The 14443-nt window shown below is 47.9% G+C and carries 12 protein-coding genes; 9 read left to right on the plus strand and 3 right to left on the minus strand.

Features of this window, described 5'->3' with window-relative positions; all coding sequences use genetic code 11:
- On the plus strand, positions 1-230 hold a 230-nt coding region (locus HQN90_RS38415), incomplete at its 5' end, for a TetR-like C-terminal domain-containing protein (protein ID WP_216855575.1).
- A 297-nt stretch (positions 231-527) separates the two neighbouring features.
- Here the strand turns inward: HQN90_RS38415 and HQN90_RS37560 are convergent.
- On the minus strand, positions 528-941 hold the full coding sequence (locus HQN90_RS37560) for a MerR family transcriptional regulator (RefSeq protein WP_173227924.1): 414 nt from the start codon (positions 939-941) through the stop codon (positions 528-530).
- A 98-nt stretch (positions 942-1039) separates the two neighbouring features.
- Here HQN90_RS37560 and HQN90_RS37565 point away from each other — a divergent pair, with 98 nt between their 5' ends.
- The 7 genes from HQN90_RS37565 to HQN90_RS37595 all read left to right on the plus strand — a co-directional run bounded on the left by HQN90_RS37565 (position 1040) and on the right by HQN90_RS37595 (position 10909).
- On the plus strand, positions 1040-1870 hold the full coding sequence (locus HQN90_RS37565) for an SDR family oxidoreductase (protein WP_173227925.1): 831 nt from the start codon (positions 1040-1042) through the stop codon (positions 1868-1870).
- Positions 1871-2306: 436 nt separating this feature from the next.
- Positions 2307-4529, plus strand: coding sequence for a helix-turn-helix domain-containing protein (locus tag HQN90_RS37570; protein ID WP_173227926.1), 2223 nt, complete (start codon positions 2307-2309; stop codon positions 4527-4529).
- Positions 4530-4617: 88 nt separating this feature from the next.
- Positions 4618-5580 carry a metallophosphoesterase family protein gene (locus tag HQN90_RS37575; protein WP_173227927.1) on the plus strand — a complete coding sequence of 321 codons (963 nt, stop codon included), beginning with the start codon at positions 4618-4620 and terminating at the stop codon, positions 5578-5580.
- Between the two features lie 305 nt (positions 5581-5885).
- On the plus strand, positions 5886-6881 hold the full coding sequence (locus HQN90_RS37580; RefSeq protein ID WP_420851118.1) for an ABC transporter permease: 996 nt from the start codon (positions 5886-5888) through the stop codon (positions 6879-6881).
- A 12-nt stretch (positions 6882-6893) separates the two neighbouring features.
- Entirely contained in the window at positions 6894-7793 is a 900-nt protein-coding gene (locus tag HQN90_RS37585; RefSeq protein ID WP_173227928.1) for a carbohydrate ABC transporter permease, read from the plus strand.
- A gap of 126 nt (positions 7794-7919) precedes the next feature.
- A complete protein-coding gene (locus HQN90_RS37590; RefSeq protein ID WP_246363029.1) occupies positions 7920-9614 on the plus strand; it encodes an ABC transporter substrate-binding protein in 1695 nt (564 codons plus the stop codon).
- A gap of 35 nt (positions 9615-9649) precedes the next feature.
- Positions 9650-10909, plus strand: coding sequence for an alpha-L-fucosidase (locus HQN90_RS37595; RefSeq protein ID WP_173227930.1), 1260 nt, complete (start codon positions 9650-9652; stop codon positions 10907-10909).
- 90 nt (positions 10910-10999) lie between these two features.
- On the opposite strand, the gene HQN90_RS37600 is transcribed toward HQN90_RS37595, so the two are convergent.
- Positions 11000-12739 (minus strand): sensor histidine kinase, encoded by a 1740-nt coding sequence (locus HQN90_RS37600; protein WP_173227931.1) that lies wholly within the window; start codon positions 12737-12739, stop codon positions 11000-11002.
- The gene (locus HQN90_RS37605; RefSeq protein WP_173227934.1) at positions 12736-13470 is read right to left on the minus strand and encodes a response regulator transcription factor; all 735 of its coding nucleotides are present in this window, start codon (positions 13468-13470) and stop codon (positions 12736-12738) included. The genes HQN90_RS37600 and HQN90_RS37605 overlap by 4 nt, the downstream gene beginning before the upstream one ends.
- Before the next feature lie 243 nt (positions 13471-13713).
- Between HQN90_RS37605 and HQN90_RS37610 the strand changes: the two genes are divergently transcribed.
- Positions 13714-14025: a YbjQ family protein gene (locus tag HQN90_RS37610; RefSeq protein ID WP_173227932.1), complete on the plus strand. Its 312-nt coding sequence runs from the start codon at positions 13714-13716 to the stop codon at positions 14023-14025.
- Positions 14026-14443: the final 418 nt, after the last annotated feature.

Raw genomic sequence — 14443 nt, forward strand, 5'->3', positions numbered from 1 at the left:
TTGAGAGATTGATTGTGGACTTTCCAACAAATGATGTCTTAGCACCATACATAATTGAGTTTTACATATCAACATTAATATCTATGTTTCGCCTTTGGATACGCAACGGCAAAGATCTATCGTCGGAAGAATTGGTCAAGTTGGTAGATAGCCTATTTGCAAATGGGATAACACCGTATCATATCTTTGGCATGGTCAATCCGCGGCGCCCTGATTCGAATAAAAAGTAAGGGGACGAGGAGAAAGAGAATGAGGGACTTTAATATCGGCTCATCTTGCCATTTGGCGGGTATCATTGGCGCATGAATTCGGCCACTAGAGATTAGACATATATGTCCAAATACTATGATCAAAATGTGCTCTTGGAACCTCAAGTATATCCGCAGCGCAATTAATTATTTCCTTTATCTCTCCATAGCTAACCGAGCAGTCGATGCCTTGAATATGCGATGGTTATTTTTTGTGAGCCGAGAAAAGCTCTTTGTGACGGAATATACGTCCAAAGAGCTTTTTCACCATTTATACGGCTAGATGTTAATTCGAAGACGTAAATCCGCCATCATAGCCTCAGCTTGCTGTGGATCGTCATTCAGCAGCTTCCTGTATGTCAGCATCCAATTCAGCGTTATAAGCATATGATCGTATTCGTCCTTCTTGCGCTCGATCTCATTGATCTTCTGAAGAATCCATTCTATTACTTCTTGGTTCGTGCGTTCGTTCGTATCGTGATCCTGCAAAATCGTCTTCAGCTCAGCTAACGAGCAGCCGATGCCTTGAAATTTCTTAATCAGCTTTAACCGTTCAATTGCTTCGTCTGAGTAGTTGCGGTAATTATTCTTCTCTCGCTGAATATGCCTGCTGTCAAGCAAGCCTTCCTTCTCATAAAAACGAATGGTGTGGGGTGTTAAACCCATCAAATCTCCTAATTCTTGAATTTTCATAGGCAATCATACCTCCAAACGCTTGCCTTAGAGTTTACTTCATAGTTTAGACTAGAGTAGTATCTTCGTCAAATTGCTTAAGGAGGCGTAAAACTATTATGCGTATATTCGTTACAGGTGCAGCAGGTTATATTGGTACAGCAGTTGTCCGCGAACTCATCGGTGCGGGCCATCAGGTAGTAGGTCTGACTCGTTCAGAGAGTGGTGCTCAAGTATTAGAAAGCTTGGGAGCTGAAGTAGCTCGCGGTGTTTTAGAGGATCTGGATTTACTGCGCAGCCGTGCAGCCGCTTCAGACGGTGTTATTCATCTGGCATTTAACCACGATTTCTCTAATTTCGCCGCATCACTAGCAACTGATCTTCGCGCCATCGAAGCAATGGGAGAGGGACTTGCGGGCTCCGGTAAACCACTTGTTATCACAGCTCATGCTAAAGGCAAAGCATCGGAGGATGCGGCACTTGCGTTTGTAGAACAAGGCGTGAGAGCATCGATCGTCTCGCTTGCACCTTCCGTTCATGGAGAAGGAGATAAAGGCTTCGTGCCGCAATTAATCCGGATCGCCCGGGAAAGAGGCTCTTCGGCTTACATGGGAGATGGCACTAACCGTTGGCCAGCGATTCATCGCTTGGATGCGGCAGTTTTGTTCCGTCTCGCTGTAGAATCTGCGCCTGCAGGCTCACGACTGGATGGCGTGGACGACGAAGGCATTCCGTTCAGCGACATTGCCGGCGTCATAGGTCGTCAAGTGGATGTGCCGGTAGTCAGCATCCCGCGTGAAGAGGCACAAGCGATCTTCGGTTTTCTAGGCATGGTCGCCTCGCTTGACTTAGCAAGATCAAGTGAAGGGACGAAGGAGCTCCTCGGCTGGAAGCCTGTCCAACTTGGGCTTCTCGCAGATCTGGAGCAAGGTCACTATTTCACAAAATAGCGTTAGGTAAATGAAGAAGGTCACAATAAATAACCATCTCATTTCCGCGATTCGTTCATCCAAGGCATGCTGGGACATGAGAAGGCATCGACCACTCAAATATATGCATGTAGAACTATAGCTCAATCAGAGGCAGCCGGCACACGCTCGGCTGCCTTTGTCTGTTGAAGTAACTGGCAGTTTATTGTGTTAGGAGTAGAAAATGGTTTGCCCAGTAGAATTTTGTTCGTTGAAAATTTCGCCGGAATGTACTACATATTACATAATGTATAGCCGCATTTATGGTTAATGAGGGTAAGTTCGGAAAACATATGACTTGTGTTTGTATGGACGATTTCAGAAGTGAGCGTGTACACTTGTAGATGGACGCAAAAGATTGCGGCATGAACACTCTGCTTTTCCCACCGTCATTCCGTTAAAAAAATGGAGGCAAAACATGAGGAAAACGTTATTTAATCGATTACTGCTTTCCTATATGCCAATTTTTATTATTATGGTCACGTTTACATTTTTCATGTTTTTTCAGATACTAAGTGAACAAAACCGCAAGGAGGCGCTTAACGCCAACAAAGTACTGTCCTTACAGGCGATGCGTCTGATTGATACCTCTCTAAAAGCGATTGACAACATGGTGATGACAGAAACAATCAACAATAAGGAATTGATCAATTTCTTCAATAATGAAGAGAAGAATAACATGTTCATTAACATTAGCGCGGTAAAAAAAATGCAGGATATGATCTCCTCGTATCCCCTGATTGATTCTATCTATTTAGTACGTTTCGAAGATAGTTTTGTGCTCAGCAATGCAACAAGCGATAAACTTAGCAACTACTTGGATGAGCCATTTATTAAAAAGGCTATGGACCCGCTGGCATCCAAGTCCTGGTCGGGAGTAAGAAGTTTCGAGCAGTTCTCTGTGAAAGGCAGTAAGCCTGTCGTTAGTCTTGTACGGGGGGCGCCTTTCATCACAGGCGAGAAAGGATTGATCGTCATCAATGTGGCGACCGATTCCTTCCAGAACAGCATCGCCGACCTGTACGATCCGAAAACAAGCTTTATCGGGATTCGGGACGCCGTAGGCAGCGAGTTGATTAGTGGGTTGAATGCTAAAGAACAAACAAGAATTTTCTCCAATTATGTATCGAGCTATACCGGATGGTCGTATCAAAGCGGACTTGTAAAGGGAAAGGTGTTCCATGTCATCTCCTCACTGTATAACATTTGGTTTATTATCGGAATCGCGATGATTGTGCTTGGATTGGCATGGATGCTTTATGTGACTAGGCGCAATTCGAAGCCAGTTGAGCAGATCGTAGACCGTATTCGCGGTTACCGTCTCCCGTTGTCTAAGGAAGGAGGAGATGAATTTTCGTTCATCGAATCGGCCTTGTCCAATATTATTGAACAATCGAATCAGTATCAGCAAAAGCATGAAGAAGACAGGCATTTACGAATGAGGTACTTGTTCCACCAGCTCATCGAAGGCGACACGGGTTTAACCCATGATGAATGGATGGTAGAAACAAGCAGTTTGCAGCTTCCGTACGCTTACGACAGACAAGTGGTGCTTGTTACAGAGATCGATAAATACCCTGATTTTTGCTGCCAATACTCACGCAGAGACCAAAATCTTCTTAAATTCGCACTGCGCAGCGTCATTCAGGAGTTAGCTCCGAAATATGAGCTGGTGCTTTGGGCAGAGTGGACTTCGGCATCTCAGCTCAGCGCCATGGTATTTGTTGATAGTGCGGAGGAAGCCAAAGATTCCGTGATACGCGAGCTTTTTGAGAACGTTCGTTTATGGTCGCAGGATAATCTGAAGTTTACAGTCACGATTGGCATCGGTGAGCAGGTTGCAGAGCTTTCCAATGCAGCAAATTCGTACAAAGAAGCGCTTAGGGCGCTTAAATACAAAATTGTGCTGGGAGAAAACCGACTCATTACTAGCGAACACATCACCAATCAGGGTCAGGTTGAGGTGTACTCACATTTAAATGCAATCCGATCGATCATCCAGTCGTTCAGACTTCTCGAAGAAGAATGGAAAACGAAGTACGACGAGCTTTTTCGTACAGTGAAGCTGGGTTTGTTGACGAAAGATGAAATCATGAATTTGATGAATTATTTGATTTATTATCTGGGACGGGAAATGGCGGGTATGACGAAGGAGTTTCAAGAGATCTGGACCACGGATGGTCTGCCGAAGCTCAGTAAAGTCATCGATGAATCCCATTCCCTCGAGCAAATGCGGGAAGAATCTGTGACCGTACTGAATAGCCTATTCACGGGTTTGCAGGAAGCGCAGGACAGACGTCTGCATGGCGCTACGATCCGCGATATGCGGAAATTCATCGAAGAAGAGTATGCGAACCCGAATATGTCGCTCGATTATCTGAGCTCAACTTTCAATATCAATGGCAAATATGTAAGTAAACTGTTTAAGGAGGAGACCGGGCAGAAATTCGTCGACTTCCTGTTCGATATCCGTCTGCAGGTTGCACAGCGCCTCCTCACGGAAACACAGACTACCATACAGGAGATTGCTGAGCAGGTTGGCTATACAAGCGCGATCTCATTCAGCCGTGTATTTAAGAAAGTGGTGGGCAGCTCCCCCAGCGAATTCCGCGAAGAAGCGGCGCGCAGACAGCATGGGTGAAATGGGTTTGTCTTCGCGAGCCAAGTTCGCCGCAACCATTGCTTTTTGAAGACAAGAGAAGAAGAAACCAAAAAGGAGCGTGTATGCGTTGGAGAAGAAGTTGAAATTTCGTGAGGATGGAACATTCGTCATCGTGCAGTTTTCCGATGTGGAGTTTATTGACGCTGAGGATCGGGATCCCGAGACGCCACTCCTCGATTCGATAACGAAGGCGACGATGGAACGGATCATCGCCATTGAGCAGCCTGATCTTGTTGTGTTTGCGGGCGACGTGACGGCAAGCGAGAGATGCAAGTCTCCGCTTCAATCATTCCGCAGCGCGGTCGCCGTCGCGGAAGAAAACCGCGTGCCGTGGGCGGCGGTGTTTGGCAATCATGACTCAGAAGGAAACCTGCCGCGAAATCGAATGCATGAAGAGCAGCTGCTTCATGCATATTGCTTTGCCAAAGCGGATCCTTCGGGGGTGAGCGGAGCGGGCAATTATGTGCTGACGGTTGATGATCGGAAGGGGAATGCGGCGGCTTCGCTGTTTTTCCTAGATAGTGGCGATTACTCGCAGATTAGTGCCATAGGCGGGTACGACTGGATTCGCCGCGATCAAATCGAGTGGTATGCAGCCGAATCTCGGCAATTGGCTGAGCGGAATGGCGGGATGCCTTTGCCTGCTCTGGCATTTTTCCATATCCCGCTGCCGGAATACGATGAGGTATGGAGAACGAAAGTGTGCGAGGGTCATTGCAACGACTGGGTTAGCTCACCGCGAGTAAACTCCGGCATGTTCGCTGCAATGGTGGAAATGGGCGATGTTATGGGCACGTTTGTTGGTCATGATCACGCGAACGATTATTGCGGAATGCTGCATGGCATCCGTCTTTGCTACGGACGGTCTACACGTTATGTTAGCTACGAAGATGGTGCGCGCAAGGACAAGTTTCCGACTGGCGCAAGAGTCATTCGCTTAACAGCGGGTGATCGACAGTTCGAAACATGGATCCGCCAGCGCGACGGTCTTGTTGCAGAATTGCCAGTGCACGAGCCGGACGCTCATTAGGACAGGCGCGGTGCCGGGACTGTGGCTGGCGAGGGGGAAGAAATGGAGAAAGCCACAAGGTTCATAATTGGACCTTGCGGCTTTTTGCCTTTTCGATACAACCTTCAGTGAATTTCGCGAAGAAGCCGCTTACGGTGAGAACCGGTGAATTTGGTTCGGCGGTAGAAAATGGTTTGCAAAGAGCTTTTTCAGCATATGCGAAAACGGTTAAGTCCACGATTCTTGTTTCTTGCAGCAAACGGTTTGCGCAGTCTACTATGGAGTAGTGAACGGGTGATCAGTTCAAATGAAAGGAGAAGGAGCATATGCCAAGCATGCACAAGGAATTGGGAGTGACCGTTCCTTCTGGGCAAAACAAGCCCTATCAGAAGGCTTCGGCCGCCAGCAAATCATCCTTACAATTAATTGTTAAAAAGATGAAGCGTCACTGGCAGTTGTATCTGGTCATAGTACTACCGATGCTGTATTTAGTTATTTTCAAATATATACCTATGGCAGGTGTCGTCATTGCGTTCAAAGACTACAACGTCATCAAAGGCATTTGGGGCAGTCCCTGGGTAGGTTTGGAATATTTTAAACAGTTTTTCGAATCGCCGAATTTCTGGCTGTATATGAAGAACACGCTTGGCATCAGTGTGTATGGTTTGCTTGTTGGATTTCCAGCTCCAATCCTGTTAGCCTTGGCATTGAATGAAATACGCAACGGTTTCTTCAAAAGCAGCGTGCAAATGATTACTTACGCGCCTTACTTTATATCAACCGTTATCATGGTTTCTATTCTTATCGTAACCTTGTCGCCGAACGTTGGGATCATAAGCAAATTTACGCAATTACTAGGCGTGGAAAATACTAATTTTATGGGAATTCCCAGCTTGTTCAAATCGATCTATGTCTGGTCGGATGTATGGCAGTATACGGGTTACGGGGCTATTATTTACATAGCTGCTTTGGCAGGGGTTAACCCTGAACTGTATGAATCGGCCAAAGTGGATGGTGCGTCCCGGTTGCAGAAAATTGTCAGTATTGATATCCCGAGTCTAATCCCGGTGTCTATCATTCTGCTTATATTGAATATGGGGAACATCATGAAGATCGGCTTCGAAAAGGTATATCTGATGCAAAATCCCCTAAACGTCAGCACGTCTGAGGTCATTTCGACCTATGTGTACAAGGTGGGCCTGCTCAGCTCTAGCTTCAGCTTTTCTGCTTCCATTGGGTTATTCAACTCTATAATCAACCTAATTCTTCTCGTGGGTGTCAACTACTTGGCCAAGAAGTTATCCAATTCGAGTTTGTGGTAAGGAGGTTCATCTATGTTGAAGGCGTCAAGGATTCGCGAATCGCAAGGCGACCGATTGTTTCTAGTCGGTATCTACTTTTTTTTGAGCTTAGTGTTGATTATCGTCCTGTTTCCACTCATTTTTATTATCTCTTCATCGTTCAGCTCACCGCAAGCCGTCGTATCTGGCAAGGTGTGGCTGTTTCCTGTAGACGTTACGCTCGAAGGCTATAAAGCGGTGTTCCACAATCCGCAAATCGTGTCTGGGTACTTGAATTCGCTTTTTTACGCGGTAGTTGGTACAGCCGTTAACGTCGTTTTGACCGTTATGCTTGCCTATCCGATCGCCAGAAAAACGTTCTTCGGCCGAAATGCGATCATGGTGCTTCTGGTCATTACGATGATGTTCGACGGTGGGCTTATCCCCTTCTATCTCGTTGTGAAAAGTCTGCACATCCTCGACACGCGTTGGGCGATGATTTTACCGGGAGCGATGGCGGTGTTTCAAGTGATTATCGCTCGCACCTTTTTCCAGACCTCGATTCCCGATGAGATTGCGGAGGCCGCCGAACTCGATGGCTGCAGCGATTTACGATTCATTACGAGCATCGTCATTCCTCTCTCTAAGCCGATTCTGGCTGTACTGACGCTGATGTATGCGGTAGGCCATTGGAACGCTTATTTCGATGCTTTGATTTTCCTCAAATCGCCGGATTTGTTCCCACTCCAGATCGTGCTGCGCAACATTCTTATTCTGAACACAATTGATCCGACCATGGTCTCCAAGGTGGATCAGATGTTGGCTCAGCAAGGGTTGAAAGATTTGCTCAAGTATTCGCTAATCGTTGTTGCGAGCGCGCCCGTTCTGATCATTTATCCATTCGTGCAAAAGTATTTTGTGAAGGGCGTCATGATCGGCTCATTGAAAGGATAACGCTTGGAAGGTACCCCATGCCCAACCATGAAGGAGGTGGTGCAGCAGCGGTGCAGCTTAGATCAGCTAGGAATACTTTCTAATGCATAAATGACATAGTTTAATAAAATGGGAGGCGTCGATAAGATGAAAAAGTGGAAAAAATCTTACACTGGCACATTGGGAGCTGCCCTCTGTTTCTCGCTCGTTTTGAGCGCATGCAGCACGGATTCGGGTAAACCTGCAGACAATATACCTTCAGGCAGCGCGCCGGTAGCAAGCGACGTATTTTCACCTGTTGGGCAATTTCCGATTGTCAATAAACCGATGACGATCAAAATGTTTGCACCGCAGCTCGCCGTACTCGAGAATATGGAGACCAATTCCTTTACGAAATACCTCCAAGACAAGACGAATATTCAGATCAAATGGGATCTCGTACCAGACAAAGCACTTAACGACCGCAAACAGCTAATGCTGGCAAGCGGCGATTATCCCGAAGTGATTTTGCAAGGGAGCTTAACCAAAGAAGAGCAGATGAAGTATGGCAAACAGGGCGTGTTTATTCCGTTGAACGATTTGATTGATAAGTATATGCCTAACTTCAAGAAGGCCATGGCTGAACTGCCTTATTTGAAGAGTTCCATCACGACGCCTGACGGCAACATTTATGCGCTTCCGCAAGTAAACGAGTGTTATCACTGCAATTATGCTCAAAAAATGTGGATTAACCAGTCTTGGTTGGATAAGCTTGGGCTGAAAATGCCAACAACGACGGACGAGTTTTACGAAGTGCTGAAAGCTTTTAAAGAAAGAGATCCGAACGGCAATGGTAAAAAAGACGAAATTCCGCTTACCGGTTCCGATGATATGTGGGCAGGGAACGTCGCCTCTTTCTTAATGAATGCTTTCATCATCGACGACCAGGTGGACAAAGACAGCGGGACTTTCCTCCAGTTAAAAGATGGCAAGGTGGAGCTAGCAGCCAATAAAGCAGAATGGAAGCAGGGATTGCTGTACCTGAACAAGCTCTATAAGGAAGGTCTGATCGATCCGGCGTCCTTCACACAAAACTCCGATGCGATTCAGCAGCTCGGCAACCGCCAGGACGCAAACGTGATGGGAAGCATCACCACTGCACTGATCAGTTATGCGCATTCCCCGGACGAGAAACACCCGCGCCACAAAGAGTATGTCACCGTACCTCCGCTCAAAGGACCGAACGGCGTGCAGCAAGCCGGATATTTTGCAGGAGTGGGCAACTCGCAAATGGCCATTACGAACAAAGCGACGAAAGAACAGCAAATTGCTGCGATCCGCATGGCCGACTACTTGTACACGGAAGAAGCGATTGTGCTTGAAGAACGCGGTCTGGAAAACAAAGGATGGCGCAAAGCGAAGGACGGCGAGCTGGATATGAACGGCAAGCAAGCGAAATATGCGATTATTCCTGATGTTGAAACCCGAACGACATATAACGACCGTTGGGATCAGCTCGGCCCGTCGCTCCGCACGTTCCAATATCGCGATTCTTGGGCAGCTTCACAGAATCCGCTTGCCGAAGGTGCATACGAGGTTCGTTTGAAGCGTGAATCGGCCAAATATGAACCATTTCAATCGAAGCAGAATTATCCGTCCAGCGTGTTCATCGCATTGGAAGACGCACAAGTTGCGGCTCAACTGAAAACGTCAATCCGCGATTACGTCAAGTCCAACATGGCGCAGTTTATAACGGGAAGCAAAGATATCGAGAAAGATTGGGATAGCTATGTAAAAGGCTTCGATGGCTTGCAGCTCGGCAAATATATTGAAATTTATCAAAAGGCGGTTGCCAAAAAGTAATTAGTGAACAAATGGGACAAGAAAGGTCGGATCATATGAATCCTGTTGAAAAGTTAACCCCTACAACCCGTCAGCTTGCATTTCAAGATTGGGAATTCGGATTGTTCCTTCATTTTGGACTGCGCACCTTTTATGAAGGATATGTCGATTTTGATGAAAGGCGAATGCAGCCGGTTGCTTTCAATCCTGTTCTTTTGGATTGCGAACAATGGATCCGAACGGCCAAAGAAGCGGGAATGAACTATGCCGTATTAACTGCGAAGCACCATGACGGTTTTTCCAATTGGCCTTCCCGTTACAGTCAATTTAGTGTGGCGGCTTCTCCGTGGAAGGATGGGAAAGGAGATGTCATTCGCGAATTTGTGGATGCTTGCCGAAAATATGGTGTGAAACCAGGCTTGTACTATTCGCCGTATGATGGTTCAGCCGACTTTTACACCCAGAATGCGAAGGCCTATGACGATTATTTCGTCAATCAAATAACTGAACTGCTCACCCAGTATGGAGAGATCGACATCCTTTGGTTTGACGGTTGTGGCTCTGAAGGGCACTCGTATGATTGGAATCGGATTATCAGTGAAATTCGCCGTATGCAGCCTCATATTTTAATTTTTAATATGGGAGATCCGGATTTTCGGTGGGTTGGAAACGAGGACGGGATTGCACCTGTTCCATGCTGGAATGTGGTTGATTCAACGGAGTTTTCGATTTTGACTGAGAAGAAGGAGCAGCTGGGTGATCGACTGTGGCTGCCTGCGGAGTGTGACGTCCAGATGCGGGGGAATTGGTTTTATAGCGATAACGATGAACATACCCTGAAAAGTGTGGAAGAACTTATGGGCATTTATTATCATTCCGTCGGCAGGGGTGCAAACTTGCTTCTCAATATTGGACCGGATCGCAACGGTTTGCTTCCGGAGAAGGATGTGGAGCGGCTTCTGGAATTCGGTTCAGAAATTCACAGGCATGGGGGCAGCCCATTCGCTACACTTGCGCAATGTGAAAGAAGAGGGAATTGCTGGGTTTATGAGACTGATGTGCCCCAACTGCTCGACCAAATCGTCATCCAAGAGGATCTGAGTGCTGGCGAAAATGTAAGAAGCTTCAAGATTAGCATCATTACCCAAAAGACAAGACGCTCTGTGACCATTTATGAGGGACAGCATATCGGACATAAGGCAATTATTCGTGTCCCGACCATTAGAATCCGGGGCATAATCGTTGAAATCACGGAAAGTGATCAAGAGGCGGTACTGCAAGGACTAAGTTTTCATCATGTTGGTGAGGGAAAATGAGATTATACTAAAACAGTCCCGATGTGGCTCAAAGCCTTAATACATCGGGATGTTTTACGCATGCACGGATGGAATATTTGGCTTGTTTGCTCAGCAAGGCAACAGGATCTCAATTTTCGTGCCTTGCCACACTTTGGATTGTATCTGGATTTCGCCGCCGTGCGTTTCCACGATGGTTTTGGCGATACTCATCCCAAGGCCGGAGCCTTCCGTCGACTCCTCGGTATTCGTTCCCCGGTAGTAGCGATTGAACAAATGACGCAGCGTTTCCTCGTCCATCCCTTTGCCATTATCGATTACTCGTATATATGCCTTATCGTTCATCCTGCCGACAGAGACGGTGACGATCACGCCAGGCGGGTTATGCTTCACGGCGTTGGACAGCAAATTGTCCATCAGCCGCACCAGCCAGGTTTCATCAGCTTGTATGAGCAGGGGACGTTCTTCCCCAACGTAGTGAAACCGATACTCAGACATCATGGCGTCGTTGACGTACTTCAATACGGAGCAGCGCACCAGCTCAACCAAGTCGATCTCCCGCACCTTCATGATCGAATCGCCCTGCTTAAGCTGATGAATCAAAGAAAAGTCGGAGATCAGCTCCAGCATATAATCCCCCTTCTCCCGAATCGTCGCGCCCATGATCCGCATCTCCTCATGGCTCCATTGCTCAGGCAAGCTTTCCAGCATATACCCATAACCTTGAATCGTGGCCAAGGGTGTGCGCAGATCATGAGAGATTCCTGACATCCACTCCGCTTGCGCCTTCTCCAGCCGTTCCCGTTCCTTCTCCGTCTGAGCCAATTGATGAGTCATTTGATAGAAGGATTTGATCACTTCCTTGTAGAGCCTATAACTGATTCGCATCGTGCCGTTGCGGCGGAATACCTTGCGCATGTCCTTGGCGGTCAGTACCTGGTCGTATTGCCCCTTGCGCATGCGTTCGAACCAGCCGGCGAACAGTATCAGCGGCTGACCGTAGCGGTAGCCATGCCAGATGGAGATCGGCAGCGCCAAGAGCAGGATCAGACCTGCAAACCAGACGAGTCCTCGCGTTGCCGTTTCCAATACAGGATGCTTCAGAGGGGCTCCTGCTGCATGGGGCGTATAGAGGATCCAGGTGATTCCGCTTAGCTTGTCCCGATGGGCCACTATATTCGTGTCATAATTGCTGGGAGATTGCTGGATGGCCAGAATATCCAGCGCTCGATATGCCTTCTGCACGTAAGCTCCATCGCCGATGCCTTGTACGACATGGCTCTGGGGATCGATCACCTGCAGGTAGCTGCCGGTTTCACGCAGCCGCTGGTCCAAGAGGGAAACCGCATCACTGCGCACGATTCCAAGCTGTCCGTAAGCGTCGAACCAGGCCACGAGCTGGTCAAGGTCAGGATTTTGGTAGCCTAGCACATACAGAAGCGGATCCTGGAAAGAAAAATTCAACTGAGTGTGTACGGCATACGTGCCAAGGGTCCGTGTCTCCTGAATATCGAGCAGTTGAGCGATGGAGTAGGAGGTCGGCAGTGCAGGATACGGAGTTGTATTGACGGCGTAGATCACCGCTCCTTCGGCGCTGACAACCTGCAGCCACATTCCTTTCTCCTCGATGAGCTTCTCCCACTCGGGGGAAATCTGAATCGTCCCGCCCTTGTAATGCGCTTCTTGAGCGATCTGTTGCAGGACGCCAACCGGAAAGTTCCGGCGTATCTCATTACTCGTCATGTTCTGGAAAAATAGGATGCAGGCAACCAGAGTAATGGTCACAATCAGCAGGGCATAGAAAATCAATTGATACGTGAAGTGGAATGCCATACGCCGCTGGATCTTCATCGCTCCTGTGGCTCCTTCACCAGCTTATAGCCGAGCCCGCGTACGGTAAGCAGCAACTTCGGGTTGCCGGGATCGATCTCGATCCGCTCCCGGATGCGCCGGATATGCACCATTACGGTCGAGTCATCGCCCTGTCCGTTGATCCCCCAAACCTTGTCGTAGAGCTGTGTTTTGGAAAATACGATTCCGGGAAACTTGCAGAAGTGCAGCAGCAGCTGGAAGACCTGTGCTGGACAAGGAACAGGCTGCCCCTCTACAATCAGCTCGCCCTCCGCTTCGTTGACGGCGAAGCGGCCGAACCGATAAACGCCCGGTTGGGACCCCTTAACCGGACTCGCTGTGGGGGCTTCCGGCTCCAGACGGCGTATACGCGCCAGAATTCTTGCGGCCACCTCCAGAGGATTGAAGGGCTTCGTAATATAATCGTCCCCGCCCATGGCGAAACCCCGCAGAACATCGAGATCCGAAGCCTTGGCTGTCAGAAAGAAAATATGCGGATTCCCGAATTCGCGGAGCTTGGAGATGAGCTCCAGCCCGCTGCCGTCGGGGAGCATAATGTCGAGCAGGACGATATCGGGGACTTCACGCTTCGCTAAATCGAGCGCTTCCGCGCAGGTGGAAGCCGCGTACAGCTGCTGAAACCCTTCCTTGCGAAGCACCATTTGCAGCATCGTAACAATCGAAGGCTCGTCGTCGACGATTGCGATTTTAATATCGGATAGACTTGTCATTGTTTTCACCCTTTTCAAATTCCATAGTAGCATACTCACATGAACAGAACCTAAACAGCGGGAGCAAAATTAAGCTGAAGTTTAGCTATCCGTTTAGGTTCTGTTTCAGTGGGGCTGGTAGGATAGGGGGGTGAGCCGGCAGCGCCCAATAGGAGCTCACCCGAATAAGGTCGGTTGCGGCCGAAGCGGAAAACAGCAACAAGTGTATCACCATATAACCAGATCAATTGAGGAGGAAAATTTATGATTATAACAACTACACCAACTATTGAAGGTTCCCCGATCAAACAGTATCTGGGCATTGCTACCGGTGAAGTTATTATGGGAGCCAACGTATTCAGAGACTTTAAGGCTTCGATTACCGACCTCGTAGGGGGGCGCTCGCGCGCTTATGAAGGCAAACTTCAGGAAGCGAGAGATGCGGCATTTGTTGAGATGACCCAGAAAGCTTCGGGGATGGGAGCTAGTGGGATTGTCGGAGTCGACATTGATTACGAAGTCATTCGCGAAGGCATGCTGATGGTCGCCGTAAGCGGGACGGCTGTGATCGTTTAAGCTACCTTACTAACGCCGCTGCGATTCAGGTAGCGGCATTTTTCTTCAACTTCGTCATCACGTTACCCAGAAATAGGAACATAATCCAGTTCAGAAGTCCGAACCGATTTTAGAAAATTGGGCTCCACAAAGCCCTTGCATTTCACTGGATAAACTCCAGTCAAAGTAGCATTTCCTCTGAAGCAAACCTTGTCTGTAGTTGTCTGCTGCACCGATTGCTCATCATTTGATGACTTTGAAGCAACTGCAGGATCAAATTCCTGCAAATGTGCATCTTTTTTGCTCAGAATCTACCTATAGCGATGAAGTAAAATAGTTTGTGTACCAACATTTGGAGTATAGGCAAATGACAAAAAAGTAGGGTATTCTCGGGATTACCACACCACCAAGAAGGAGCCCTACTCAATGACTACTATAC

Source organism: Paenibacillus alba, assembly GCF_013204855.1.
Taxonomy (GTDB): Bacteria; Bacillota; Bacilli; order Paenibacillales; family NBRC-103111; genus Paenibacillus_E; species Paenibacillus_E alba.

What these genes read in the sequence shown, in the direction of transcription:
- HQN90_RS37590 (WP_246363029.1), top strand. Translation starts at nt 7,920, where the DNA reads ATGAAAAAGTGGAAAAAATCTTACACTGGCACATTGGGAGCTGCCCTC.
- HQN90_RS37570 (WP_173227926.1), top strand. Translation starts at nt 2,307, where the DNA reads ATGAGGAAAACGTTATTTAATCGATTACTGCTTTCCTATATGCCAATT.
- HQN90_RS37610 (WP_173227932.1), top strand. Translation starts at nt 13,714, where the DNA reads ATGATTATAACAACTACACCAACTATTGAAGGTTCCCCGATCAAACAG.
- HQN90_RS37565 (WP_173227925.1), top strand. Translation starts at nt 1,040, where the DNA reads ATGCGTATATTCGTTACAGGTGCAGCAGGTTATATTGGTACAGCAGTT.
- HQN90_RS37600 (WP_173227931.1), bottom strand. Translation starts at nt 12,739, where the DNA reads ATGAAGATCCAGCGGCGTATGGCATTCCACTTCACGTATCAATTGATT.
- HQN90_RS37560 (WP_173227924.1), bottom strand. Translation starts at nt 941, where the DNA reads ATGAAAATTCAAGAATTAGGAGATTTGATGGGTTTAACACCCCACACC.
- HQN90_RS37580 (WP_420851118.1), top strand. Translation starts at nt 5,886, where the DNA reads ATGCCAAGCATGCACAAGGAATTGGGAGTGACCGTTCCTTCTGGGCAA.
- HQN90_RS37605 (WP_173227934.1), bottom strand. Translation starts at nt 13,470, where the DNA reads ATGACAAGTCTATCCGATATTAAAATCGCAATCGTCGACGACGAGCCT.
- HQN90_RS37585 (WP_173227928.1), top strand. Translation starts at nt 6,894, where the DNA reads ATGTTGAAGGCGTCAAGGATTCGCGAATCGCAAGGCGACCGATTGTTT.
- HQN90_RS37595 (WP_173227930.1), top strand. Translation starts at nt 9,650, where the DNA reads ATGAATCCTGTTGAAAAGTTAACCCCTACAACCCGTCAGCTTGCATTT.